Origin of the sequence: Kitasatospora sp. NPDC048722 (genome assembly GCF_040650235.1) — a bacterium.
GTDB lineage: Bacteria > Actinomycetota > Actinomycetes > Streptomycetales > Streptomycetaceae > Kitasatospora.
This window is the reverse complement of the sequence record NZ_JBEZGX010000093.1, coordinates 1-24862: the sequence shown is the minus strand read 5'-3', so window position 1 is coordinate 24862 and position 24862 is coordinate 1. Positions and strand designations below refer to the sequence as shown.

General features: G+C 72.8%; 20 protein-coding genes. 16 read left to right on the top strand and 4 right to left on the bottom strand.

From position 1 onward, the window contains the following. Positions 1–123: 123 nt before the first annotated feature. The 4 genes from AB0C76_RS38935 to AB0C76_RS38920 form a co-directional block, all read right to left on the bottom strand. The gene (locus AB0C76_RS38935; RefSeq protein ID WP_359974845.1) at positions 124–2553 is read right to left on the bottom strand and encodes a DUF3488 and transglutaminase-like domain-containing protein; all 2430 of its coding nucleotides are present in this window, start codon (positions 2551–2553) and stop codon (positions 124–126) included. Continuing rightward, on the bottom strand, positions 2550–3872 hold the full coding sequence (locus tag AB0C76_RS38930) for a DUF58 domain-containing protein (RefSeq protein ID WP_359974843.1): 1323 nt from the start codon (positions 3870–3872) through the stop codon (positions 2550–2552). Before AB0C76_RS38930 ends, AB0C76_RS38935 begins: the two co-directional genes overlap by 4 nt. Position 3873: 1 nt before the next feature. Further along, positions 3874–4839 carry a MoxR family ATPase gene (locus AB0C76_RS38925; RefSeq protein ID WP_359974849.1) on the bottom strand — a complete coding sequence of 322 codons (966 nt, stop codon included), beginning with the start codon at positions 4837–4839 and terminating at the stop codon, positions 3874–3876. Between the two features lie 317 nt (positions 4840–5156). After that, positions 5157–5699 carry a carbonic anhydrase gene (locus AB0C76_RS38920; RefSeq protein WP_359974841.1) on the bottom strand — a complete coding sequence of 181 codons (543 nt, stop codon included), beginning with the start codon at positions 5697–5699 and terminating at the stop codon, positions 5157–5159. 524 nt (positions 5700–6223) lie between these two features. On the opposite strand from AB0C76_RS38920, the gene rsmH reads away from it, so the two are divergent. The 16 genes from rsmH (at position 6224) to AB0C76_RS38840 (ending at position 24650) form a co-directional block, all read left to right on the top strand. Then, entirely contained in the window at positions 6224–7198 is a 975-nt protein-coding gene (gene rsmH, locus AB0C76_RS38915) for a 16S rRNA (cytosine(1402)-N(4))-methyltransferase RsmH (RefSeq protein WP_359974839.1), read from the top strand. A gap of 130 nt (positions 7199–7328) precedes the next feature. After that, positions 7329–7799 carry a cell division protein FtsL gene (locus tag AB0C76_RS38910; protein ID WP_359974838.1) on the top strand — a complete coding sequence of 157 codons (471 nt, stop codon included), beginning with the start codon at positions 7329–7331 and terminating at the stop codon, positions 7797–7799. Between the two features lie 85 nt (positions 7800–7884). Beyond that, positions 7885–10068, top strand: a complete 2184-nt coding sequence (locus tag AB0C76_RS38905) for a penicillin-binding transpeptidase domain-containing protein (RefSeq protein WP_359974836.1) — start codon at positions 7885–7887, stop codon at positions 10066–10068. 93 nt (positions 10069–10161) lie between these two features. Continuing rightward, positions 10162–11727: a UDP-N-acetylmuramoyl-L-alanyl-D-glutamate--2,6-diaminopimelate ligase gene (locus AB0C76_RS38900; RefSeq protein WP_359974834.1), complete on the top strand. Its 1566-nt coding sequence runs from the start codon at positions 10162–10164 to the stop codon at positions 11725–11727. After that, positions 11724–13127: a UDP-N-acetylmuramoyl-tripeptide--D-alanyl-D-alanine ligase gene (gene murF, locus AB0C76_RS38895; protein ID WP_359974832.1), complete on the top strand. Its 1404-nt coding sequence runs from the start codon at positions 11724–11726 to the stop codon at positions 13125–13127. Before AB0C76_RS38900 ends, murF begins: the two co-directional genes overlap by 4 nt. Continuing rightward, positions 13127–14188, top strand: coding sequence for a phospho-N-acetylmuramoyl-pentapeptide-transferase (gene mraY / locus AB0C76_RS38890; protein WP_329928346.1), 1062 nt, complete (start codon positions 13127–13129; stop codon positions 14186–14188). Before murF ends, mraY begins: the two co-directional genes overlap by 1 nt. Further along, on the top strand, positions 14185–15618 hold the full coding sequence (murD, locus tag AB0C76_RS38885; RefSeq protein ID WP_359974830.1) for a UDP-N-acetylmuramoyl-L-alanine--D-glutamate ligase: 1434 nt from the start codon (positions 14185–14187) through the stop codon (positions 15616–15618). The genes mraY and murD overlap by 4 nt, the downstream gene beginning before the upstream one ends. Before the next feature lie 149 nt (positions 15619–15767). Next, complete coding sequence (ftsW, locus tag AB0C76_RS38880; protein ID WP_359974847.1) at positions 15768–17033, top strand: putative lipid II flippase FtsW; 1266 nt, start codon at positions 15768–15770, stop codon at positions 17031–17033. 6 nt (positions 17034–17039) lie between these two features. Further along, entirely contained in the window at positions 17040–18146 is a 1107-nt protein-coding gene (gene murG / locus AB0C76_RS38875; RefSeq protein WP_359974828.1) for an undecaprenyldiphospho-muramoylpentapeptide beta-N-acetylglucosaminyltransferase, read from the top strand. Beyond that, the gene (locus AB0C76_RS38870) at positions 18139–18915 is read left to right on the top strand and encodes an FtsQ-type POTRA domain-containing protein (RefSeq protein WP_359974826.1); all 777 of its coding nucleotides are present in this window, start codon (positions 18139–18141) and stop codon (positions 18913–18915) included. The genes murG and AB0C76_RS38870 overlap by 8 nt, the downstream gene beginning before the upstream one ends. Before the next feature lie 362 nt (positions 18916–19277). Next, positions 19278–20498, top strand: a complete 1221-nt coding sequence (ftsZ, locus tag AB0C76_RS38865; RefSeq protein ID WP_359974824.1) for a cell division protein FtsZ — start codon at positions 19278–19280, stop codon at positions 20496–20498. After that, positions 20495–21226: a peptidoglycan editing factor PgeF gene (gene pgeF / locus AB0C76_RS38860; RefSeq protein ID WP_359974822.1), complete on the top strand. Its 732-nt coding sequence runs from the start codon at positions 20495–20497 to the stop codon at positions 21224–21226. The genes ftsZ and pgeF overlap by 4 nt, the downstream gene beginning before the upstream one ends. Continuing rightward, positions 21226–22014 carry a YggS family pyridoxal phosphate-dependent enzyme gene (locus AB0C76_RS38855; RefSeq protein WP_359974820.1) on the top strand — a complete coding sequence of 263 codons (789 nt, stop codon included), beginning with the start codon at positions 21226–21228 and terminating at the stop codon, positions 22012–22014. The genes pgeF and AB0C76_RS38855 overlap by 1 nt, the downstream gene beginning before the upstream one ends. A gap of 224 nt (positions 22015–22238) precedes the next feature. Beyond that, complete coding sequence (gene sepF, locus AB0C76_RS38850; RefSeq protein WP_359974818.1) at positions 22239–22841, top strand: cell division protein SepF; 603 nt, start codon at positions 22239–22241, stop codon at positions 22839–22841. Positions 22842–22947: 106 nt separating this feature from the next. Next, positions 22948–23229, top strand: coding sequence for a YggT family protein (locus AB0C76_RS38845; RefSeq protein ID WP_329928339.1), 282 nt, complete (start codon positions 22948–22950; stop codon positions 23227–23229). A gap of 59 nt (positions 23230–23288) precedes the next feature. Next, a complete protein-coding gene (locus AB0C76_RS38840) occupies positions 23289–24650 on the top strand; it encodes a DivIVA domain-containing protein (protein WP_359974816.1) in 1362 nt (453 codons plus the stop codon). The last annotated feature ends 212 nt before the right edge of the window (positions 24651–24862 follow it).

The following is a 24862-nucleotide window of genomic DNA, read 5'->3' as shown; positions in this document are numbered from 1 at the left end:
ACGACCCCCCCCCCCCTCGTTCGGTGGCGGGCTGTCTCGGCTCCCCTGCGGGGCCGCCCCCCCCCCCCGCGCCGCCCCCCCCCCCCCCCCGCCCCCGGCGGCTCTCTGCGTTCCCTGCGTCCCTCAGGACTCCTGGTCCCGCCCCTTGCGGGTGAACACCCGCCGCCCCGGCCGGGTGACGGCGCCGGACACCCGGCTGACCCGGGCGCCGATCGTCATCCGGGCTGACAGGACGGCGTCGGCGATCCGCCACCACAGCTGCGCCGACGACGGCGGCAGCAGCGCCGCCCGCGTCCGCTCGCGCCGGCCCGCGGTGGCCAGCAGGCCCTCCCGGGCGGTGCGGACGTCGGCCGCGAGCGGCGCGGTGACGTGGGCGGAGCGGGCGTAGAGCACCCGCTCGGTGGCCAGCGCCAGCCGCCCGGCGGCGGCAGCCGCGTCCTCGTCCAGTTCGGCCCGCTCGGCGATCCGCCGGGCGGCGGCGCGCGGGGTGCACGACTCGTCCGGCGGGATGCCGAGGTCCCAGGCGGAGTCGACCAGCTCGTCCCAGGCGGCCAGGACCTGCTCGTCGGTGAGCTCGGCCGGGCCGTCCCCGCCGGGGCGGCGGCGTCCGCCGCCGATCCGGCGCCGGCGCACCGCGGCACGCCAGAGCATCGGGACGAGCAGCAGCGCGATCAGCGCGACCACCGCGGCGAGGGTGCCGAGCACCTGCGCGGAGAGCAGCCAGGAGTCCTGGCCGGTGTCGCCGGCGGCGGTGTTCTTCTTGCCGCACTCGCCCAGCTGGCGCAGCTTGGCGTCGCAGTCCTTGCTGCTGGACGGCGCCGGCGCGGGCGCGTCGCTGGTGGCGGCGGCGGTCGGCCGCTGGGTGGGGGCGGTGGTCGGGGTGGCGGCCTGCTCGTTGTAGCGCGGCTGCACACCGCGGCTGGGGGTGGGCTCGAAGCGCATCCAGCCGTAGCCGGCGAAGTACAGCTCGGGCCAAGCGTGGTACATCCGGCCCGTCACCGAGTAGGTGGTGGCGCTCTGGGCGTCGCCGGGGGTGAAGCCGACGGCGACCCGGGCGGGGATCTTCAGGGTGCGGGCCATCGCCGCCATGGTGGAGGCGAAGTGGACGCAGAAGCCGCGCTTGTCGCGCAGGAAGGTGACGATGGCGTCCGTGCCGGTGCCGCTGCTGACGCTGGTGTCGTAGCGGAACTCCGGCCCGGTGAACCAGGCGGCGAGGGCGACGGCCTTGTCGTAGTTGGTCGTCTCCTTGGCGGTGACCTGCCGGGCCTGCTGCGCCACCTCCGCGGGCAGGTTCGCCGGCAGCGCCGTGTAGTGCTCCCGGATGTCCTGGGGCGCGCTCGGCGCGTCGCGCAGGTCGTTGGCGGTGGGCCGGACGTCCAGCGAGGTGACCTGGTAGTGCAGGCCCTTGATCGACTTGTCGTTGGTGGGCATCACGGTGCGGGTCAGCTGGTCGAGCTTCCACTCGCCGCGGTTGGGCAGCTGGACCGACAGCGCCGGGTACGGCATCGGCAGCCAGCTCTTCTCCAGCGCGTTGCTGACCTGGAAGTCGCCCTTCACCTGCGGGAGGTTGGGGTCCTGGAGGCCTTCCGGCGGGGGAAGGGCCGCGCCCACGTCGGCGACGGTGGTGGAGCCGAGCTTCCAGTTGGTGCCGTCGAACACGTCCAGTGAGCCGGTGCGCAGGTAGGTCTGGTCGGCGATGTCGCTGTCCAGGGTGTAGCGCAGCAGCTCGGTGTTGGTGGGCCGGGTGATCTCGGCCTGCAGGCTGACCAGCGGGTCGAGGCTGGTGACCGCGCCGGCCGAACCCCCGCCGCCGCTGCCGCCGGAGCCGGCGTGCAGCAGGCCGGAGTTCCAGTGCGGCAGGAAGACGGGCAGCAGCATGGCGACGGCCAGGGCCAGGATGCCGACCTGCTGACCGCCGAGGCCGACCGCGCCGGAGCTCTCGGTGCCGCGCGAGGTGCCGCGGAAGATCCGGCCCCAGCGGGAGACGCGGTCCTGGCCCTCGGCGAAGAGGAGCACCAGGTAGCCGGCCGCGGCGAGGCCGAACCAGATCCAGCTGCCGCGGTCGCCGGCCAGGCCGTTGCCGACCGAGTACAGCGCGAGCAGGGGCAGCCCGGCCAGCGCCGAGCGCCGGTACGTCACCGCGACGGTGTCGACGATCAGCGCGATCAGGCCGACCGAGCCGACCAGGATCAGCCGCAGGCCCGCGTTGGGCGGTGCGGGGATGGCGTACTGCTGGATGTCGTCCAGACCGGAGTCGAACACCCGGTCGAGGGAGCTCGGCGAGTCCGGCCCCGGAATCAGGCCGCCCCACACGGAGCCGGAGTCGGCGAAGCCGATCAGCAGCAGGAGGACCAGCGCGACCAGCTGCCCGAGCGGCACCGTCCAGCGGAACACCGGGGTGCGGCGCAGGCCCGCGCCGACCGCGGCGATCACCGCGATCACCAGGAAGGCGTGGGTGATCCAGCTCTTGGTGGTGAGCAGCGGGGTCAGGCAGAGCGAGGCGAGGGCGGTGGCCAGCGCCGAGTAGACGGTCAGTTTGGCCCGGGTGGTCACGCGCCGGCCTCTTCTCGGTAGGGGGCGGTGGTCTTCGCGCCGTCGGCGGCCCGCCACAGGTCGGGAAGCGAGTCCCCGGCGCGCACCGGCAGGACCGTCCAGCCGGCCTCGCGCAGCTGGCGGACCCGGGCGCGGAACTCGTCGCCGCCGGTCTCGGGGGCGAGCATCCGCAGGCCGGTCCACGTGCCGGTGTCGAGGAGGAAGGCGATGGCGCCGCCGGTGCGCCCGCGCAGCCGGGCCAGCCGTGCGGCCTGGGACTCGTCCAGCTCGCCGAGGACGGCGACCAGCAGGCCCTCGCCGCCGGCGCGCAGCGGCTCCTCGGCGCGGGAGAGCCCGCCGCCGTCGGACAGGTCGGCGATCGCGAGCGCGTCCAGGATCAGCCCGGAGGACTCGGCCGCCGCGTTGGTGCCGCCGGTGCCGGGGCCGGGGACCCAGCGGCCGGTGTCGGTGAGCAGCCGGGTCTGGTACCCGCGCTCCAGCAGGTGGACGGAGACGGACGCGGCGCAGCTGACCGCCCACTCGAAGGAGGAGGCGGGGCCGCTGCCCCGGTGGGCGATCTCGCGGGTGTCCAGCAGCACGGTGGCGCGGGCGCGCTGGGGCTGCTCCTCGCGGCGGACCATCAGTTCGCCGTAGCGGGCGGTGGACTTCCAGTGCACGCGGCGCAGGTCGTCGCCGGGCCGGTACTCGCGCAGGATCACGTCGTCGTCGCCGGCCAGCGCGAGGGTGCGGGAGTGGCTCTCGCCCTGCCCGAGCCACTCGCCGCTCAGCCGCACGTGCGCCAGCGCCTGGACCTGGGGGACGACGGTGAGCACGTCGGACGCGGTGAACGAGCGGTTCACCTCGCACATCCCGAACGGGTCGGACAGCCGCAGCTGGAGCGGTCCGAGCTCGTAGCGGCCGCGCAGGTCGGAGCGGACCCGGTAGGAGACCTCGCGGTTGCCGCGCGGCTCGACCCGGTCCAGCACGAAGCGCGGGCGCGGACCGAGCACGTACGGGACCTTGTCCTCCAGGAGCAGCAGCCCGGTGGGCACCCGGGAGATGTTGTCGACCCGCAGGTGGACCCGGGCCTCCTGACCGGCGATCGCCCGGTGCGGGGTGAGCCGGCGCCCGCTGGCCACCCGGTAGCGGGTGTTGGCCAGCACCACGGCGGCGGCCAGCGGCAGCGCGGCGAGCAGGACGCCGACCCGCAGCAGCGCGTCCTGGTCGAGCAGGTAGGCGCAGACCATGGCGGTGAGTCCGGCGGCGAGGAAGGAGCGGCCCCGGGTGGTGAGGCCGCGCAGGCCGGCCCGCAGGCCCGACGGTGAGTCGGACGGCGACACCTCAGCCCCTCCGGCCGGCCGGGCCGCCCTGCGGGCGCGGCAGCGGGAGCCGGGCGACGAGGTCGGCCACGATCTGCTCGGAGGTGCGGCGGCTGAGCTGGGTCTCGGCGGTCGGCATCAGGCGGTGCGCGAGGACCGGGACGGCGAGGCGCTGGATGTCGTCCGGGGTGACGTAGTCGCGCCCGTCCAGTGCGGCGGCCGCGCGGGCGGCCCGGACCAGGTGCAGGGTGGCGCGCGGCGAGGCGCCCAGGCGCAGCTCGTGGCTGGTGCGGGTGGCGCCGACCAGGTCGACGGCGTAGCGGCGGACCGGGTCGGCGATGTGCACGGTGCGCACCAGGTCGATCAGCTTGAGGATGTCGGCGGCGTGCGCGACCGGCTGGAGGTCGGCCAGCGGATTGGCGCCGGCGTGCACGTCGAGCATCGCGAACTCGGCCTCGGGGCTGGGGTAGCCGATCGAGATGCGGGCCATGAAGCGGTCCCGCTGGGCCTCGGGGAGGGGGTAGGTGCCCTCCATCTCGACCGGGTTCTGGGTGGCGACGACCATGAACGGAGACGGCAGCTCGTAGCTGGTCCCGTCGATGGTGACCTGGCGCTCCTCCATCGACTCCAGCAGCGCGGACTGGGTCTTGGGCGAGGCACGGTTGATCTCGTCGCCGACCACGATCTGGGCGAAGATCGCGCCCGGGCGGAACTCGAAGTCGCGCTGGTGCTGGTCGTAGATGTTGGTGCCGGTGACGTCCGAGGGCAGCAGGTCGGGCGTGAACTGGATGCGCCGCACGGTGCAGTCGACCGAGCGGGCGAGCGCCTTGGCCAGCATGGTCTTGCCGACGCCGGGCACGTCCTCCAGCAGCAGGTGGCCCTCGGCGAGCAGGACGGTCAGGGCGATCCGGACGGCCTCCGGCTTGCCCTCGATCACGCTCTCGATGTTGGCGCGGACCCGGTCCACGACGGCGGCGAGCTCGGGCAGGCCGACCCGGTGGTACCCGTCCGCCTCCTGGGCGCCCCCCGAAGAACCGCCGACACCGGCCTGATCGCTGTAGCTCGTCACCCGTTACGCTCCCTGGCACACCGTGCCCGCCTCACCCCGAGGCCGGCCCCCACCCCATGCTTGACGCGGCCGTACCAGGGGCGGTTCCGTGCGGGATCCGGCGCCGGGACAGCGGCCTGCGGCCGGGCCGCCCCAGGTGGTTCGAGGTCAACCGGCAGGCGCATTCTCCCCTGCCGGGGGCGCGGAAGTCACCCTGTCGCCCAAGCGCCGTTGCCTGGGGACAGGGCGTCGGGCCGTCAGTGGATTTCGCGCAGGAGACCCGTGTGGACGTCGAAGACGAAGCCGCGGACGTCGTCTGTGTGCAGCAGGAACGGGGAGGTGCGGACGCGCTGCATGGACTGGCGGACGTCGCCGTCCAGGTCGACGAAGGCCTCGACCGCCCACTGCGGGCGCTGGCCGACCTCCAGTTCCAGCTCGCGGCGGAAGTCCTCGGTGAGCCCGAGCAGGCCGCAGCCGGTGTGGTGGATCAGCGCGATCGAGCGGGTGCCGAGGGCGCGCTGGCTGATCGTGAGGGAGCGGATGGTGTCGTCGGTGACGACGCCGCCCGCGTTGCGGATGACGTGGGCGTCGCCCAGTTCGAGCCCGAGCGCCGCGAACAGGTCGAGGCGGGCGTCCATGCAGGCGACGACGGCGATCTTCTGCACCGGGCGGGCGTCCATGCCGCCGTCGTGGAAGGTGACCGCGTACTCGCGGTTGGACGCCACGAAGCGGTCGATGATGGCCGGGGTCTCGGGGGCGGCAGCGGCGGTCGGCGTGGGCCGGTCGGGGGTCACTGTCATAGGGGCGACGTTAGTGCGATTCGGGGGGCCGCGGTGGGGTGGAGAGCTACAGAACGTGGAGCTGTGACCGAGCGCATAGCCACAACGGACGGGTTTGTCCGGCCTGGTCCCGAAGCGCGCGCGACCCGGGGCGCGCGACCGGGCGCCGCGGCCGCCCCGCTCGCCCCGGCCCGGCCGCCGGGACGGCCGCGACCTGCGGTGATCCGTACCGCCGCCCGGGTGGTGCGCCGGAGCGGGCCATTGACTGGCGGGACCCGCGCGATAGAGTTGCGGCGCAGTGGAGCACACCCCCCGGGGCCCGTCAACGGGGCCTTTCCGGCCGCTGCTCCGGCCCGACCCGGCCCGTGGCCTCCACCCGCTCCGTGCCCTCCTGGCGCACCTTCCCCGGCGCCCGGCGGTCATGTCCTTCCCCTCGAGCGGGCGGGGACCACGGGCCGTGTCGTGCCCGCTCCCGGCGGTGGGCGAGAATGGTCGCAGCTCCCGGACATCGGGCTGCTCCGCACCGAGGAAGGGCGCCGCCGCGCATGACCACCAACGAGCCGGGACCCAAGCACGTCCCCGTGATGCTGCAGCGGTGCATGGACGCGCTGGCCCCGGCGATCTCCCGGCCCGGCGCCGTGGTGGTGGACGCCACCCTCGGCCTCGGCGGGCACAGCGAGGCATTGCTGACCCAGTTCCCCGAGGTCCGGCTGGTCGCGGTGGACCGCGACCCGGCCGCGCTCAAGCTCTCCGGCGAGCGCCTCGCCCCGTTCGGCGACCGGGCCACCCTTGTGCACGCCGTCTACGACGAGATCCCCGAGGTGCTGGAGCGCCTGGGCATCGACCGGATCGACGGCGTCCTGTTCGACCTCGGCGTCTCCTCGATGCAGCTGGACGAGGCGGACCGCGGCTTCGCGTACGCCCAGGACGCCCCGCTGGACATGCGGATGGACCAGACCCGGGGGATCAGCGCGGCCGAGGTGCTCAACACCTACAGCCACGGCGAGCTGGCCCGGATCCTGAAGTTCTACGGCGAGGAGCGGTTCGCGGGGAAGATCGCCTCGGTGATCGTCCGGGAGCGCGAGAAGGAACCGTTCACCAACAGCGCGCGTCTGGTCGAGTTGGTGCGCAACGCCATTCCGGCGGCGACCCGGCGCACCGGCGGGAACCCCGCGAAGCGGACCTTCCAGGCCCTGCGGATCGAGGTGAACGGCGAACTGGAGGTGCTGGACCGGGCCATCCCGGGAGCGCTGGACGCCCTCGCGATCGGCGGACGGATCGTCGTGATGTCCTACCAGTCGCTGGAGGACCGCCTGGTGAAGCAGTACTTCGCGGCCGGAGCGACCAGCACGGCGCCGCCGGGACTGCCGTTCGTCCCCGAGGAGCACCAGCCCTGGCTGAAGCTGATCACCCGCGGTGCCGAGCTGGCCACCGAGGAGGAGATCGAGGAGAACCGGCGCGCCGCGCCCGTGCGGCTGCGGGTGGCGGAGAGGATCAGGGACCGGAAGAAGCGGGGCTGAGCGGGTCCCGGGGCGGTCCGAAGGGCGGAGGAGAGCAGTGGGGCCGGTGGCCGGTGGGGTCCGGGCGGGGAGCGGAGCACTCCCGGGGCAGGGCAGGGCGCGGATCACGGTCCGGCCGGGGCGGCGCCCCGTGCGGGGACGCACGCCCTTCGCCGTCCTCGTGGTGGTCCTGCTGGCGGCGGGGCTGCTCGGGCTGCTGGCGCTGAACACGGCGCTCAACGAGGGATCCTTCGAGCTGTCCCGGCTGCGGCGGCAGACCACCACGGCGACCGACGAGCAGCAGAGCCTCCAGCACCAGATCGACCAGAACTCCGCGCCTGACGCGCTGGCCAGGCGGGCCGCCGAGCTGGGCATGATCCCGGCCGGCGGGATGGCCTTCCTGGACCTGGGCAACGGTGGCAAGGTGCTCGGCAAGCCCGGCCCGGCGCAGGACAGCCCGCCGGTGAAGCGGTCGACGGCCGAGCCGTGGCCGACCAAGCAGCAGCCGGCGCCGAGCTCCCAGCCGAGCGCCCCGGCGCCGACGGCGACCGCGGGCGACTCCGTCGTCCAGATCAACCCGGGCGCCCCGGCGCCCTCGCCGACGGGGGGTGCGGCCCGATGAGCGGGTGGAGCATGCGGGACGTCAGAACGCGCGTACGGGCGCACGCCCCGGCGGGGAACAGCGAGCTCGGCATCGGGAGGCGCGCATGAGCACCCCGCGACAGCCGTCCGCCGGGGGCTCCGGCAACCCGCGCCGTCCGGCGGCGCCCAAGGGTGCGGCCGGACGCGGGCAGGCGGCGAAGAAGGCCCAGCCGGCCAAGCCGCAGCCGGCGAAGGCGCAGCCGGCGCGGCCGAAGCAGCCCGCCAAGGGCCAGCCCGCGAAGGCCGCCGCCGCCCGGACGCCGAGGGCCCCGCAGCAGCGCCGACCCGAGGGCCGGCCGCCGGCCAGGTCCCAGGCGGCGGCCCGGCCGCGCCCCAAGTCCCGTCCGCCGCAGCGCCCCAAGGCGCTCAAGCTGGCTGAGCCCAAGCGCCGGCTGCGGGTGATCACCGTCGTGCTGTCGCTGGTGTTCTCCGTCTTCGCGGGCCGGCTCGTCCAGCTGCAGCTGCTGGACGCCGACGCGCTGGCCGCCGACGCCAACACCAACCGCTACCTCAACATCCCGATCACCGCGGAGCGCGGCTCGATAACGTCCTCCGACGGCGTGGCCCTGGCGGCCACCGTCGACGCGTACGACATCACCGCCGACCCGGCGATGTTCACCCCGGAGGCCACCGGCGTCCCGGACGCCCCCGAGCAGGCGGCGGCGCTGCTGTCGCCGATCATCGGCGTGCCCAAGGAGAAGATCGCCGCCGACCTGCACACCCCCAAGACCCGCTACAAGCGGCTCGCCGCCCAGCAGACCCCGGGCGCCAAGAACCAGATCAGCGAACTCAAGGCCAACCTGGAGAAGCAGGCCGGTTCGCGCGCCTGCCAGGCCCAGAAGCGGCAGCTCGGCAAGCCCGCCGACCAGGGCGGACGCACCCGGGTCGACAACGAGTGCGCCAACCCGTTGGCCGGCGTGTTCAACCAGGAGACCCAGAAGCGGGTCTACCCCTCCGACGGCCTGGCGGCCAACCTGGTCGGCTTCGTCAACGGCGACGGGCAGGGCGCGGGCGGCCTGGAGCTGCAGTACCAGAAGCTGCTGGCCGGCAAGGACGGCCACAACAGCTACGCCCAGGCGGGCGGCCGACTGGTGCCCACCGCCGGGGGCTCGCTGGAGGGCGCCGTGCCCGGCAACGACGTCAAGCTGACCATCAACCGGGACATCCAGTGGGCCGCCCAGCGGGCGATCACCGACCAGGTGGCCAACTCCGGCGCGGAGAAGGGCTACGTCGTCGTCCAGGACGTGAAGACCGGCCAGGTCCTCGCGATGGCCACCGCGCCTGGCTTCAACCCGAACGACCTGAGCACCGCCAAGCAGTCCCAGCTGGGCAACGCCGCCCTGGGCGACGCCTACGAGCCGGGCAGCACCGCCAAGCTGATGAGCATGGCCGCCGTCCTGGACTCCGGCAAGGCCACCTGGGACACCAAGGTCACCGTCCCCAACCGGCTCGTCCGGGCCGGACAGCAGTTCAAGGACGACGTCGACCACGACAACTGGTACCTGACCCTCGCCGGGGTGCTCGCCAAGTCCTCCAACATCGGCACCATCGAGGCGATCGAGACCCTCGGCGACGGCGACCAGCTGAAGGCCAACCAGGTGCTGGACGGCTACATGCGCAAGTTCGGCGTGGCCCAGCCGACCGGTCTGAACTTCCCCGGCGAGACGGCCGGCAAGCTCAAGAAGCCGGAGGACCTGGTCGCCTCGGAGAAGTACAACATCTCCTTCGGCCAGGGCCCGCTGCAGATGAACGCGCTGCAGGCCACATCGGTGTACTCGACCATCGCCAACGGCGGCGTCCGGGTGGCGCCCAGCATCGTCCAGGGCATCACCAGCCCGGACGGCAAGTACACCCCGACCCCGCCGGGCGAGCAGACCCGGGTGGTCAGCGACCAGACCGCCAAGACCCTCACCCAGATGCTGGAGTCCGTCGTCGACGACGAGCAGGGCACCGGCGGCAAGGCCGCCATCCCCGGGTACCGCGTCGCCGGCAAGACCGGCACCGCCAACCGCGGCGCGGCCAACGGCGTCGGCTACGACGGCTACACCGCCTCCTTCATCGGCTTCGCCCCGGCGGAAGCCCCCCGGGTGACCGTCTCCTGCACGCTCCAGGGCCCGGTCAACGGCCACTTCGGCGGCCAGCTGTGCGGCCCGGTGTTCAAGCAGGTGATGGAGTTCACCCTCAAGACCCTCCAGGTCCCGCCGAGCAACAGCGAGGCGCCCAACCTGCCCGTCGACTGGAAGCCGTGAACGAGCATGAGCAACGAGCTGGCCGGGTCGGCCGGCGGCGCGGCGCAGGGCCGGTTTGGCCCTGGGCACCCTTCGGCGGATAGCCTTCGCGCCGTGCCGAAACCCGATCAAACCACCGTGAGTCCGCCCCGCCCGGCCGAGGCCGCCGCCCTGCCGCTCGCCGAGCTGGCCGGCCGGCTGGGCCTGCCGCCCGTCGAAGGGGGCGCCGTCACCGGCGTCACCCACGACTCCCGCGCGGTGCGCCCGGGCGACGTGTACGTGGCCTTCCCCGGCGCCAACCACCACGGCGCGGCCTTCGCGGCCAAGGCCGCGGACGCCGGCGCGGTGGCCGTGCTCACCGACCCGGCGGGCGCCGAGCTGGCCGCCCCCACCGGCCTGCCGCTGCTGGTCGTCGACCGGCCGCGGGCCCGGATGGGCGAGCTGGCCGCGATCGTCTACGGGCACCCGTCCGAGCGGCTGCTGATGCTCGGCCTGACCGGCACCAACGGCAAGACCACCACCTCCTACCTGGTCGAGGGCGGCCTGCGCGGCGCCGGCCGCAGCCCCGGGGTGATCGGCACCGTCGAGATGCGGGTCGGCTCCGAGCGGATCAAGAGCGAGCGGACCACCCCCGAGGCCACCGACCTGCACGCGATCCTCGGCGTGATGGCCGAGCGTGGCGCCGACGCGGTGACCATGGAGGTCTCCAGCCACGCCCTCGTCTTCGGCCGCACCGACGGGGTGACGTACGACGTCGCCCTGTTCAACAACCTCACGCCGGAGCACCTCGACTTCCACCCGGACATGGAGGACTACTTCCAGGCGAAGGCCAGGCTCTTCCAGCCCGGCAAGTCCCGCCGCGGAGTGGTCAACGTCGACGACGAGTACGGCCGCCGGCTGGCCGCCGAGGCCGGGATCCCGGTGGCCACCTTCTCCGCCGCCGGCGACCCCGGCGCCGACTGGCGCGCGGTCGACGTCCAGCTCGGTCCGGTCGGCTCCACCTTCCGGGTGCTCGGCCCGGACGGCGCCGAGGCCGACGCCTCCGTGCCGCTGCCCGGCCCGTTCAACGTGGCCAACGCGCTCGCCGCGATCACCGTCCTGGTCTCCGCCGGGCTGCCGCTGGACCGGGCCGTCGCGGGCGTCGCCGCCGTCCCCGGCGTGCCGGGCCGGCTGGAGCGCGTGGACGCCGGACAGCCGTTCGTCGCCGTCGTCGACTACGCCCACAAGCCGGACGCCCTGCGCGCCGTCCTCGGCTCGCTGCGCGAGGTCACCAAGGGCCGGCTGCACGTCGTCGTCGGCTGCGGCGGCGACCGCGACCCGCACAAGCGCGGACCGATGGGCGACATCGCCGCCCGGCTCGCCGACACCGCCCTGCTGACCAGCGACAACCCGCGCAGCGAGGACCCGCTGGCGATCCTCGCCAGCATGCTCGGCGGCGCCGCCGCCGTTCCCGAGGCCGAGCGCGGCGACGTCCTGGTCGTCCCCGACCGGGCCGAGGCGATCCGCCTCGCGGTGGCCCGCGCACACGCCGGCGACACCGTGCTGGTGGCCGGCAAGGGCCACGAACTTGGCCAGTACGTACGAGACGAGATCCGCCCCTTCGACGACCGGGAGGTGCTGCGCGAATCCATCACGCAGACCACGGCCGCCCGGGGCGACCGAGGAGTAGAGCAGCAGTGATCGCACTGACCCTCGCCGAGGTGGCCGCAGCCGTCGGAGGCACCCTGGACGGCGCCGACCCCGCCACCCCGGTGACCGGCCCGGTCGAGGTCGACTCCCGGAAGGTGCTGCCCGGCGGCCTGTTCGCGGCCTTCGTCGGCGACCACGTGGACGGCCACGACTACGCGGCCACCGCGGTCGCGGCCGGCGCCGTCGCGGTGCTGGCCTCCCGCCCGGTCGGCGTGCCCGCCGTCCTGGTCGACAGCGTCGTGGACGCCCTCGGCAAGCTGGCCCGCGCCGTCGTGGCCCGCGCCGAGGCCACCACCGTGGTCGCGCTGACCGGCTCGGCCGGCAAGACCAGCACCAAGGACCTGATCGCCCAGCTGCTCCAGCGCCTCGGCGGCACCGTCTACCCGCCCGGCTCGCTCAACAACGAGATCGGGCACCCGATGACCGCGCTGCGGGTCGAGCCCGGAACCCGGCACCTGGTCATGGAGATGGGCGCCCGGCACAAGGGCGACATCGAGTACCTCACCTCCATCACCCCGCCCCGGATCGGCCTGGTGCTGAACGTCGGCACCGCGCACGTCGGCGAGTTCGGCTCGCAGGAGAAGATCGCCGAGGCCAAGGGCGAGCTGGTCGAGGCGCTGCCCGCGGACGGCGTCGCGATCCTCAACGCCGACGACCGGCTGGTCCGCGCGATGACGGCCCGGACCAAGGCCAGAGTCGTCCTGTTCGGCGAGTCCCCGGACGCCCACGTCCGGGCGACCGACGTTCGCCTGGACGCCACCGGACGGCCATCGTTCACGCTCACCACCCCGGCCGGTTCCGCGCCCGTACAGCTGCGCCTGTACGGTGAGCACCACGTCTCGAACGCCCTCGCCGCCGCCGCGGTGGCGGTGGAGCTCGGGATGTCCGTCGACGACGCCGCGGAAGCCCTGGGCGAGGCGGGTGCGCTGTCCCGCTGGCGCATGGAGGTCGTCGACCGGGCCGATGGTGTCACCGTCGTCAACGACGCCTACAACGCGAACCCCGACTCGATGCGGGCCGCGCTGCGGGCGCTGGTCTCGATGGGGGGCCGCGGCCCGGAGCGCCGCCGTACCTGGGCGGTGCTCGGCGAGATGCGGGAGCTCGGCGAGGACAGCCTGGCCGAGCACGACGCCATCGGGCGGCTCGCGGTGCGGCTGGACGTCACCAAGCTGGTGGCGGTCGGCGGGCGCGAGGCGGCCTGCATGGAACTGGGCGCGAGGAACGAAGGTTCGTGGGGTGAGGAGTCGGTGCTGGTGTCCGACGCGGACGCGGCGGTCGAACTGCTGCGCAGTCAGCTGCGGCCGGGGGATGTGGTCCTGGTGAAGGCGTCCCGTTCGGTGGGGCTGGAGAAGGTGGCCGAGGCCCTCCTCGCGGACGGTGCGGCCGAGTGATGAAGCAGATCCTCTTCTCCGGCATGATCGGCCTGGTCCTGTCCCTGCTCGGCACCCCGGCGCTGATCAAGCTGCTCGCCAAGCACGGCTACGGCCAGTACATCCGCGACGACGGCCCGAAGGCGCACCACAGCAAGAAGGGCACGCCCACCATGGGCGGCATCGCCTTCATCCTGGCGACGCTCATCGCCTACTTCGCGACCAAGGCGATAACGGGCGAGAGCCCGACCGTCTCCGGGCTGCTGGTGCTCTTCCTGACCGCAGGCCTCGGCCTGGTCGGCTTCCTGGACGACTACATCAAGGTCGTCAAGCGCCGCTCGCTCGGCCTGCGGGCCAAGGCCAAGCTGGCCGGCCAGTCGATCGTCGGCCTCGGCTTCGCGGTCCTGGCGATGCAGTTCCAGGACGACCGCGGGCTCACCCCGGCGTCCCAGAGCCTGTCCTTCGTCCGGGACTTCAAGTGGGCGGTCGGCCCGGTCCTGTTCGTCATCTTCGCGTACTTCATGATCGCGGCGATGTCCAACGGCGTGAACCTGACGGACGGTCTGGACGGCCTCGCCACCGGCGCGTCGGTCATGGTCTTCGGCGCCTACACCTTCATCGGCATCTGGGAGTACACCCAGAGCTGCGCCTACGCGATCACCGCGACCGCCAACTGCTACGACGTCCGCGACCCGCTGGACCTCGCCGTCGTCGCCTCCGCCCTGATGGGCTCCTGCTTCGGCTTCCTCTGGTGGAACACCTCGCCCGCCAAGATCTTCATGGGCGACACCGGCTCGCTCGCCCTCGGCGGTGCCCTCGCGGGCCTGGCCATCTGCTCGCGCACCGAGCTCCTGCTCGCGCTGCTCGGCGGCCTCTACGTGATCATCACCCTGTCGGTGATCATCCAGGTCGGCTCCTTCCGGATGACCGGCAAGCGCGTCTTCAAGATGGCACCGCTGCAGCACCACTTCGAACTCAAGGGTTGGACCGAAGTCCTGATCGTGGTCCGCTTCTGGATCATCCAGGGCCTCTGCGTCGCCGTCGGCCTCGGCCTCTTCTACGCGGGATGGGTGACCGGATGACGGGTCCCGACTGGAACGACCTGCCCGTCGTCGTCGCCGGGCTCGGCGTCTCGGGCATCAGCGCCGCGCGCGTCCTGCGCGGCCTCGGCGCCGACGTGACCGTGGTCGACGGCGGAAGCGGCGAGGGCCTGAAGGCCCGCGCCGCCGAACTGGAGGCCCAGGGCATCACCGTGCGCCTCGGCGACGGCGCGAGCCTGCCCGAGGGCACCCGGCTGGTCGTCACCTCGCCCGGCTGGCCGCCGACCAGCCCGCTGTTCGCCGCCGCGGACCGGGCCGGCGTCGACGTCTGGGGCGACGTCGAGCTCGCCTGGCGGCTGCGCAGGCCACTGGCCGCCACCGGCGAACCCGCCCCCTGGCTGGCGGTCACCGGCACCAACGGCAAGACCACCACCGTCCAGATGCTCGCCTCGATCCTCACCGCGGCCGGCAAGCGCACCGCCGCCGTCGGCAACGTCGGCGTCTCGGTGCTGGACGCGGTGCTCGCAGAGGAGCCGTACGACGTCCTCGCGGTCGAGCTCTCCAGCTACCAGCTGCACTGGGCGCCCTCGCTGCGCCCGCACTCGGCGGCCGTGCTCAACCTGGCGCCCGACCACCTCGACTGGCACGGCTCGATGGAGGCGTACGCCGCCGACAAGGGCCGGATCTACGAGGGCAACGTCGTCGCCTGCGTGTACAACCTGGCCGACCCGGCCACCGAGGCCCTGGTCCGCGAGGCCGACGTCGAGGAGGGCTGCCGGGCGATCGGCTTCGGCCTCGGCGCCCCCGGCCCGTCGAACTTCGGCGTCGTGGACGGGCTGCTGGTCGACCGCGCCTTCGTGCCCGACCGGGCCAAGAACGCCGCCGAGCTGGGCTCCGTCGAGGACGTGAACCCGCCGGCCCCGCACAACATCGCCAACGCCCTGGCGGCGGCGGCGCTGGCGCGGGCCTACGGGGTCGAGCCGAAGGCCGTCCGTGAGGGCCTGCGGGCCTTCCGTCCGGACGCCCACCGGATCGCCGAGGTCGCCGTGGTCGACGGGGTCACGTACATCGACGACTCCAAGGCCACCAACACCCACGCCGCCGCGGCCTCGCTGGCCGCCTACCGGCCGATCGTCTGGATCGCCGGCGGCCTCGCCAAGGGCGCGACCTTCGACGACCTCGTCCAGGGCGCGGCCGAGCGGCTGCGGGCCGCCGTGCTCATCGGCGAGGACCGCGCGCTGATCCGGGAGGCGCTCGCCCGACACGCGCCGGATGTCCCGGTGATCGAGGCGGCCGAGGGCCAGACTGGCGCGGTGGCGATGGCCGAGGTGGTCCGGACGGCCTCGTCGCTCGCCCAGCCGGGTGACACGGTGCTCCTGGCCCCGGCCTGCGCGTCGATGGACATGTTCACCAACTACGGCGAGCGCGGCGACCTCTTCGCCGCCTCCGTCCGGGAGCTGGCGGGCGGGTAGCCGGGCCCGGCGAGGGCGTCCGTACGAAGAGAGCGAGCGGGGAGTTGGCGGGGCAGGGCAGGGCGGATTCGGGCGTGCGGGAGCAGGCCGCGGCCGATCCGTGGCGCGTGATCTCCGCCACCACCACGAAGTACAAGTCGGCCGGTCCACTGGGCCGCCTGAGCGCCTTCCGCGCCCGGGTGCGGTACTGGCTGGACCGGCCGCTGACGCCCTACCTGCTGATCGTCGGCACCACGCTGCTGCTGGTCGTGCTCGGCCTCATGATGGTCTTCTCGGCCTCGCAGATCCTGGCCCTGAACCAGCACCACACCGCCCAGTACTACTTCCTCAAACAGCTGATCGCGGCCATCCTCGGCCTCGTCCTGCTGGTCGGCATCGCCGCGGTCCCGGTGGCGGTCCTGCGGGTGGTCGTCTACCCGGTGATGTTCGGCGTGATCGGCGCGCTCGCGCTGGTCGCCGTGCCCGGCATCGGGGTGCGGATCAACGGCAACCAGAACTGGCTGGACTTCGGCTTCTTCCAGTTCCAGCCCTCCGAGTTCGCCAAGTTCGCACTCGTCCTGTGGGGCGCCGACCTGCTCGCCCGCAAGCAGAAGGCCGGCACCCTCACCTCCTGGAAGCACCTGCTCGTGCCGCTCGTGCCGGGCGCCCTGCTGCTGCTCGCGCTGATCATGCTCGGCGGTGACATGGGCACCTCGATGATCCTGGTGGCCATGCTGTTCGCGCTGCTCTGGATGGTCGGCGCACCGCTGCGGATGTTCGTGGCCACCCTCGGCGTGGCCGTCGTCGTCTGCACCGCCCTCGTGATCACCGTCCCGCACCGGGCGGAACGCCTCGGCTGCATCGGGATCACCAAGCTCGACCCGGACGGTGCCTGCTTCCAGGCCCTGCACGGCGTCTACTCGTTCGCCCTCGGCGGCGGCTTCGGCACCGGTCTCGGCGCCGGCGTCGAGAAGTGGGGCCAGCTGCCCGAGGCGCACACCGACTTCATCTTCGCCGCGACCGGCGAGGAACTCGGTCTGGTGGGGACGCTGTCGGTGATCGGTCTCTTCGCGGCACTAGGCTACGCGGGTATCCGTGTGGCCATCGGTACGAAGGACCCCTTCGTCAGGTACGCCGCGGGAGCCGCCACCACGTGGATCATGGCCCAGGCCGTGATCAACCTGGGGTCGGCACTGGGACTGCTGCCGATCGCGGGCGTCCCGCTCCCGCTGTTCTCCTACGGCGGTTCCGCCATGCTGTCGGCCATGTGCGCGATCGGAGTGCTGCTGTGCCTGGCACGCAGCACCTCCGGCGCGAAGGCGGCCCTGGCCGCCCGGAGCAAGAACTCCCGGATCAGGAGACGACTGGCCCGGGTGCTGCCACGACGACGAACCACAGCGCGCCCGGCCCCCGGGCCGGCACGCAGGGAGCGGTGAATTTCGGTGCATGTCGTACTCGCCGGCGGGGGGACCGCCGGTCACATCGAGCCGGCCATGGCCCTCGCGGACGCCCTCCGCAGGCACGACCCGTCCATCGGGATCACCGCCCTGGGCACCGAGAAGGGGTTGGAGACCCGGCTGGTGCCCGAGCGCGGCTACCAGCTGGAGCTCATCCCGGCCGTCCCGCTGCCCCGCAAGCCCACCCCCGAGCTGATCACCGTCCCGGGCCGGCTGCGCGGCACCGTCCGCGCCGCGCAGGAGATCATCGAGCGGGTCAACGCCGACGCCGTGGTCGGCTTCGGCGGCTACGTCGCCATGCCGGCCTACCTGGCCGCCAAGCGCGCCGGCGTGCCGATCGTGGTGCACGAGGCCAACGCCCGCCCGGGCCTGGCCAACAAGATCGGTGCCCGCTACACCGACTTCGTCGCCGTCTCCACCCCGGACAGCAAGCTGCGCGACTCCCGGTACATCGGCATCCCGCTGCGCCGCACGATCGCGACCCTGGACCGGAACACGGCCCGCCCGGAGGCCCGGCAGTACTTCGGCCTCGACCAGCGGCTGCCCACCCTGCTCGTCTCCGGCGGCTCCCAGGGCGCGCGCCGGCTCAACGAGACGGTCACCGCGATCGCCCCGCGCCTCCAGCAGTACGGGGTGCAGATCCTGCACGCCGTCGGGCCGAAGAACGAGCTGCCGCAGGTCAACGACATCCCGGGGATGCCGCCGTACCGCCCGGTGCCGTACGTCGACCGGATGGACCTCGCCTACGCCGCGGCCGACCTGATGCTCTGCCGGGCCGGCGCCATGACGGTGGCCGAACTCGCGGCCGTCGGGCTGCCCGCCGCGTTCGTCCCGCTGCCGATCGGCAACGGTGAGCAGCGGCTGAACGCCCAGCCGATGGTCAAGGCGGGCGGCGGTCTGCTGGTGGACGACGCCGAGCTGACCCCGGACTGGGTGCTGCAGAACGTCCTGCCCGTCCTGACCGACCCGCAGAAGCTGTGGGACATGAGCCGGGCCGCGGCCGAGTTCGGCCGCCGCGACGCCGACGAACTGCTGGTCGGCATGGTCTACGAGGCCATCGAGGCCGCCCGCGGCGGTCGCCGCCGTGGTTGACGGCCGGCTCGCCGACCCCCTGGAGGAGGAGCTGGAGGCCGAGGAGTACGCTCCCCGGCTCCGGCTCTCCCGGCGGGGCTTCGTGGTGCTGGGCGTGCTCGGTTCCGCGGTGGTCGGCGTGCTGGCCTGGGTGGTCTTCTTCTCCTCGCTCCTGGACGTGCGGGACGTCGCCGTGCAGGGCGCCACCGACGACAAGCTGACGGCGGACCAGGTCCGCACGGCGATCGGCGGGCTCGGCGACGGCCCGCTGGCCCGGGTGGACCTGGACGCAGCCCAGCGGCGGGTCGAGGCGATCCCACGGGTGGCCGGGGCGGAGGTCTGGCGGGGCTGGCCGCACACGCTCCAGGTGAAGGTCACCCAGCGCAAGGCGGTGGCCGCCGTCAAGGGCGACGACGGCCAGTTCACCCAGGTGGACGCCGGTGGCGTGAGCTTCGCCACCGAGGCGACCCCGCCCGCGGGGGTGCCGGTGGTGGAACTGCGGCTCAGTCAGCAGGCGAAGGACGCGGACGGGGTGATCTCCCGTGCGCAGTTGGTGCAGGGGGCGGTGGCCGTGGCCGCCGGGCTGCCGTCCGACGTCGCCCGGCGGGCCGGGGCGCTGCTCGTGCACTCGTATGACGACATCGAGTTGCAGCTCAGCGGGGGTGCGACGGTGCGCTGGGGGAGTCCGGAGCAGAACGACCGAAAGGCCCGGGTCCTGGTGGCCCTGCTGGCTCAGAAGGGCACGAACTACGACGTGAGTGCACCGGACGCGCCGGCGGTGTCCGGATGATCCGGTAGGTTCTGTGCCTGGGGGTGGGGTTGACGCTTCGGAGTGTCGGCCCGACCCTTGGTGGTCACCCCGGTTTCATATGCCGGCCGATGATCACATAGGCTCAAAAGAAAAAGGGAAGCTCGGCGTGTTCGTTGAAACGCGTGCCCGGAGCCACCTAGTGTCCTGTGTCACCAGACTGTGTCCCCTGGTGATGTGACGGAGGCACAGGACTAACCCTAAAGGTCAAGTTTAGGGTTGGGGTCGGCGGTCGGCATTTCGGACATTGCGTCAGAAACCAGGCTCCCTACCCATCGACATCCGTCGGTACGGCTCTCACCGGGCCTCGCCGACCCGGAAATTCGAGGCGAGAGGCCTTCGACGTGGCAGCACCGCAGAACTACCTCGCAGTCATCAAGGTCGTCGGTATCGGCGGCGGTGGTGTCAACGCCATCAACCGGATGATCGAGGTCGGTCTCAAGGGCGTCGAGTTCATCGCGATCAACACCGATGCGCAGGCCCTCCTCATGAGCGACGCCGACGTCAAGCTCGATGTGGGCCGTGAACTCACCCGGGGCCTCGGCGCCGGCGCCAACCCCGAGGTCGGCCGCAAGGCCGCCGAGGACCACCGCGAGGAGATCGAGGAGGTCCTCAAGGGGGCCGACATGGTCTTCGTGACCGCTGGCGAGGGCGGTGGCACGGGCACGGGCGGCGCGCCCGTCGTCGCCAACATCGCCCGCTCGCTCGGCGCGCTCACCATCGGCGTGGTCACCCGCCCCTTCACCTTCGAGGGCCGGCGGCGCGCGAACCAGGCCGAGGACGGCATCGCGAGCCTGCGTGAAGAGGTCGACACCCTCATCGTCATCCCCAACGACCGGCTGCTGTCCATCTCGGACCGCCAGGTCAGCGTGCTGGACGCGTTCCGCTCGGCCGACCAGGTCCTGCTCTCCGGCGTCCAGGGCATCACCGACCTGATCACCACCCCGGGCCTGATCAACCTCGACTTCGCCGACGTCAAGTCCGTCATGTCGGACGCCGGTTCGGCGCTCATGGGCATCGGCTCGGCCCGCGGCGAGGACCGCGCCAAGGCGGCGGCCGTGATGGCGATCTCCTCGCCGCTGCTGGAGGCCTCGATCGACGGCGCCCGCGGCGTGCTGCTCTCCATCTCCGGCGGTTCGGACCTCGGCCTGTTCGAGATCAACGAGTCGGCCCAGCTGGTCAGCGAGGCCGCGCACCCCGAGGCCAACATCATCTTCGGTGCGGTCATCGATGACGCGCTCGGCGACGAGGTGCGGGTCACCGTCATCGCGGCCGGCTTCGACGGCGGGCAGCCGCCGGCGATCGTCCGCGACCCGGTCGTCAAGTCCACCCCCGCCGCCCCGGCCACGCCGCCGGCCGCCCCGGAGCGCCCGGCCTCCCGGCCGTCGTACGGGGGCATCGGCTCGGTGACGTCCCGCTCCGACGACTCGCCCGCGCCGGCCCGCTCGACCGAGACCCCGGCCACCGCGACCGCCGCCCCGGTGCCGCCGCAGGTGCAGCCGGCCCGCCAGCCGTTCGTGGAGAGCCCGGCCGAGGAGCTCGACGTGCCGGACTTCCTTAAGTGATCGATCACGCCGTACGCGATGGTGCTCACTTCGCCTTCACCGACAGGTGGGGCGGGGTGAGCACTTCGCCGTACGGGGAGCTGAACCTCGGCGGCGCGGTCGGGGACGACCCGGAGGCCGTTCGGGAGAACCGGGTGCTCGCCGCCCGCGAGGTGGGCCTGAACCCGGCCGACGTGGTCTGGATGAACCAGGTGCACGGGGCAGACGTGGCGGTGGTGACGGAGCGGCAGCCGGCGGGGGAGGCCCCGACGGTCGACGCGGTGGTCACCGACCGGCCGCTCGCGCTCGCGGTGCTGACCGCCGACTGCACGCCGGTGCTGCTGGCCGACCCGGTGGCGGGCGTCGTGGGCGCGGCCCACGCCGGACGCCCCGGCCTCGCGGCCGGGGTGGTGCTCGCGGTCGTCCGGGCGATGACGGAGCTGGGCGCCGAGCCCGGCCGGATCGTCGCCGCCACCGGCCCCGCGGTGTGCGGCCGCTGCTACGAGGTGCCCGCCGAACTGCGCGCCGAAGTCGCCGCGGTGGTACCCGCCGCCTTCGCCGAGACGTCCTGGGGGACACCGGCCCTGGACGTGCCGGAAGGAGTGGCGGCCCAGCTGGCCGCCGCAGGGGTCACCGAGGTGGTGCGATCACCGGTCTGCACCCTCGAATCCGCCGATCACTACTCCTATCGCCGCGAGCAGCGCACGGGGCGGCTCGCGAGCTACGTCTGGTTGGGCTCTGATCACTGATGACGAACGACATCTACGGACCGTTCCCGGGCGGCGCGGATTTCGCGTCGGCGCTGACGGAGGGCCAGCGGGCCCGCTACGAGGAACTCGGCACCAACCTCGAGGTGGTCGAGCGCCGGATCGCCGACGCGTGTGCCGCGGCCGGGCGGGACCGGAACGAGGTCACCCTGATCGTCGTCACCAAGACCTACCCCGCGGAGGACACCGCGCTGCTGGCCGGGCTGGGTGTGACGGACGTCGCGGAGAACCGTGACCAGGACGCCGCGCCCAAGGCGGAGCAGTGCAGAAACCTTCCTCTTGACTGGCACTTCGTCGGACAGCTGCAGACGAACAAGGTCCGGTCGGTCGTGCGGTACGCGAACCACGTGCACTCGGTGGACCGGCTGAGGCTGGTGGAGTCGCTCTCCGCGGCGGTGCTCAAGTCCGGGCGGCCGGAGCTCGGCTGCCTGGTGCAGGTGGCGCTGGACAAGGAGGACGACGAGGGGGCGCACCGGGCCGGGGTCGCCCCGGCGGACGTCGCCGAACTGGCCGATGCCATCGCCGACGCGCCCGGACTGCGGCTGGACGGTGTGATGACGGTCGCTCCGCTCGCCGGCCCGCTCGCCGGGGACCCGGCCCGGGCCTTCGATCGGCTGGCGGAAATCGCAACCGCCGTACGGACGGCCCATCCTGCTGCCACCATGGTTTCCGCAGGGATGAGCGGCGACCTTGAGCAGGCGATTGCCGCCGGAGCGACACACGTGCGCGTCGGAACGGCGGTACTCGGAGTGAGGTCACCCCTCAGGTAACGTCACCGAGTAAGTAGATCAGACTGCAGGACAAAACAGGACAGAAACTAGCGACTTTCAGCGCGCTAGTGAACCGTGGATCGCAGCTCCGCGGCCCCCGCCACTAATTCACCAAATCTGACCATCCGTCAATCTGACGGGCTGTCGCGGGCGGACCGTCGCGGAATCCGCAGGCAGGGCGACTGGCCCTGGCCGCCGAACCACCGAGCGGAGGAGACAGGAGCATGGCCGGCGCGATGCGCAAGATGGCGGTCTACCTCGGCCTCGTGGAGGACGAGACGTACGACGGCCAGGGGTACGACCCCGACGACGACTACGACGCGGACCCCGAGCCGATTCGAACGGGGGCGCGGACGGAGGACATTCCCCGGCCGGCCGCGGCGCCCGCCCCGGTCTCCTCGATCACCCCGCAGCCGGTGCCGGCCGCGGTCCCGATCCGGCAGGAGGCCCCGAGGATGGCGCCAGTGTCGTCCATCACACCCGAACGCCGCCACAATCTGGAGAAGAGCGCCCCGGTGATCATGCCCAAGGTAGTGAACGAACGAGAGCCCTACCGCATCACCACGCTGCACCCGCGGACCTACAACGAGGCCCGTACCATCGGGGAACAGTTCCGCGGCGGCACCCCCGTGATCATGAATCTCACCGAGATGGACGACACTGATGCGAAGCGACTCGTAGACTTCGCCGCTGGACTCGTCTTCGGTCTGCACGGCAGTATCGAGCGCGTGACGCAGAAGGTGTTCCTGCTGTCTCCTGCTAACGTCGATGTCACGGCGGAGGACAAGGCTCGGATCGCCGAGGGTGGGTTCTTCAACCAGAGCTGACCCGGCCACGACTTTACGTGTGGATCTGATCAACAGTGGGTTAGCGACAGGCGACAAGCGATAGGCAGCGGGCTCCAGGGCCCGGGACCGGGGAGAGGGAAACGCGATGGAGATCGTGTGGGCGGTGGCCTACTACGCCCTGACCGTCTTCCTGGTGTTCCTGCTTGTGCGGCTGGTGATGGACTGGGTCTTCCAGTTCGCGCGTTCGTGGCGGCCCGGCAAGGCCATGGTCCTGGTCCTGGAGGCCACGTACACTGTCACGGATCCGCCGCTCAAGCTTCTTCGGCGGTTCATCCCGCCGTTGCGTCTCGGGGGCGTGGCGCTCGACCTGTCCTTCTTCGTACTGATGATCATTGTGTATGTCCTGATCTCGCTTGTGCGGCCCTAGTCGTAGGTGACCGATGCGACAGGATGCCGGTGTGCCGACGATCACGTTGAGGTGAAGAGATGCCATTGACCCCCGAGGACGTTCGGAACAAGCAGTTCACGACCGTCCGCCTGCGCGAAGGCTATGACGAGGACGAGGTCGATGCCTTCCTCGACGAGGTCGAGGCGGAGCTGACCCGCCTGCTCCGCGAGAACGAGGACCTGCGCGCCAAGCTGGCCGCCGCGACTCGCGCCGCCGCGCAGAACCAGGCCAACATGCGGAAGGAACCGCCGCAGGACGCCCGTCCCGGCGCGCCCGTTCCGGCCGCCATATCCGGCCCGCCGGTCCCCGGCCAGCAGGGTCCGGGCGGCCCGCAGCAGATGGGCCCCGGCGGTCCCCAGCAGATGGGTCCGGGCGGCCCGCAGCAGATGGGCCCCGGCGGTCCGCAGCAGCAGCAGATGGGCAACCAGCCCCTCGGCCTGCCGTCCGGCGCCCCGCAGCTCCCGGCCGGCCCCGGCCAGCAGCAGATGGGCGGCCCGCAGCAGCAGATGAACCAGACCATGGGCGGCCAGCAGCAGCTGGTCCAGCCGATGGGCGGTCAGATGCTCCAGCCGATGGGCGGCCCCGGCGGCCCGCAGCCCATGGGCAACCCGATGGGTCAGGGCATGGGCCAGCAGCAGATGCAGCCGATGGGCGGTCCCATGGGCGGCCCGCAGCAGCAGATGGGCGGCCCGCTCGGCGGCCCGATGCAGCAGCAGGGTCCCGGTGGCGACAGCGCCGCCCGCGTCCTGGCACTCGCTCAGCAGACCGCCGACCAGGCGATCTCCGAGGCCCGCTCCGAGGCCAACAAGATCGTCGGTGAGGCACGCAGCCGGGCCGAGGGCCTGGAGCGCGACGCCCGTGCCAAGGCCGACGCCCTGGAGCGGGACGCGCAGGAGAAGCACCGCGTCGCGATGGGGTCGCTGGAGTCCGCGCGGGCCACGCTGGAGCGCAAGGTCGAGGACCTGCGGGCGTTCGAGCGCGAGTACCGCACCCGCCTGAAGTCGTACCTGGAGACCCAGCTCCGTCAGCTGGAGTCGCAGGCCGACGACTCGCTCGCCCCGCCGCGGATCCCCGCCACCGCGTCGCTGCCGCCGGCGCCCTCGTCGATGGCTCCGGCCGGTGCCGGTGCGATGAGCTCCGGTGGGACGTCCTTCGGTGGGAACCAGCCGTCCTTCGGTGGCAGCACGCCGTCCTTCGGCGGGCAGAGCTCCTTCGGCGGCAACCCGCCGGCGCCGAGCTTCGGCGGTCCGTCGGGCGGTGGCAGCACCGGGGCGCCGCAGATGCAGCCGGCCGGGATGACCCAGCCGATGGCGGCCGTCCGTCCGCAGCCGCCGCAGCCGATGCAGCAGGCTCCGGCGCCGATGCGGGGCTTCCTGATCGACGAGGACGGCGACAACTGAGGTTGTTGCCGGGCTCTTAGCAGGGCCTTCCGTGAGCGTCCCCTTTCCGACCTTCGGGTCGGGGAGGGGACGCTTTCGTGTGCGGGGCCGCTGCGCGGGGCTCGGGGTGCGGGGTTTGGGTGTGGTTGTGGGCTTTCGGGTGGGTGGGGTTCGCCGGGGGTGGCTGCGGGGGTGGCCGCTCCGGGGGCTGGGTGATTTTCCGACTGCCGACT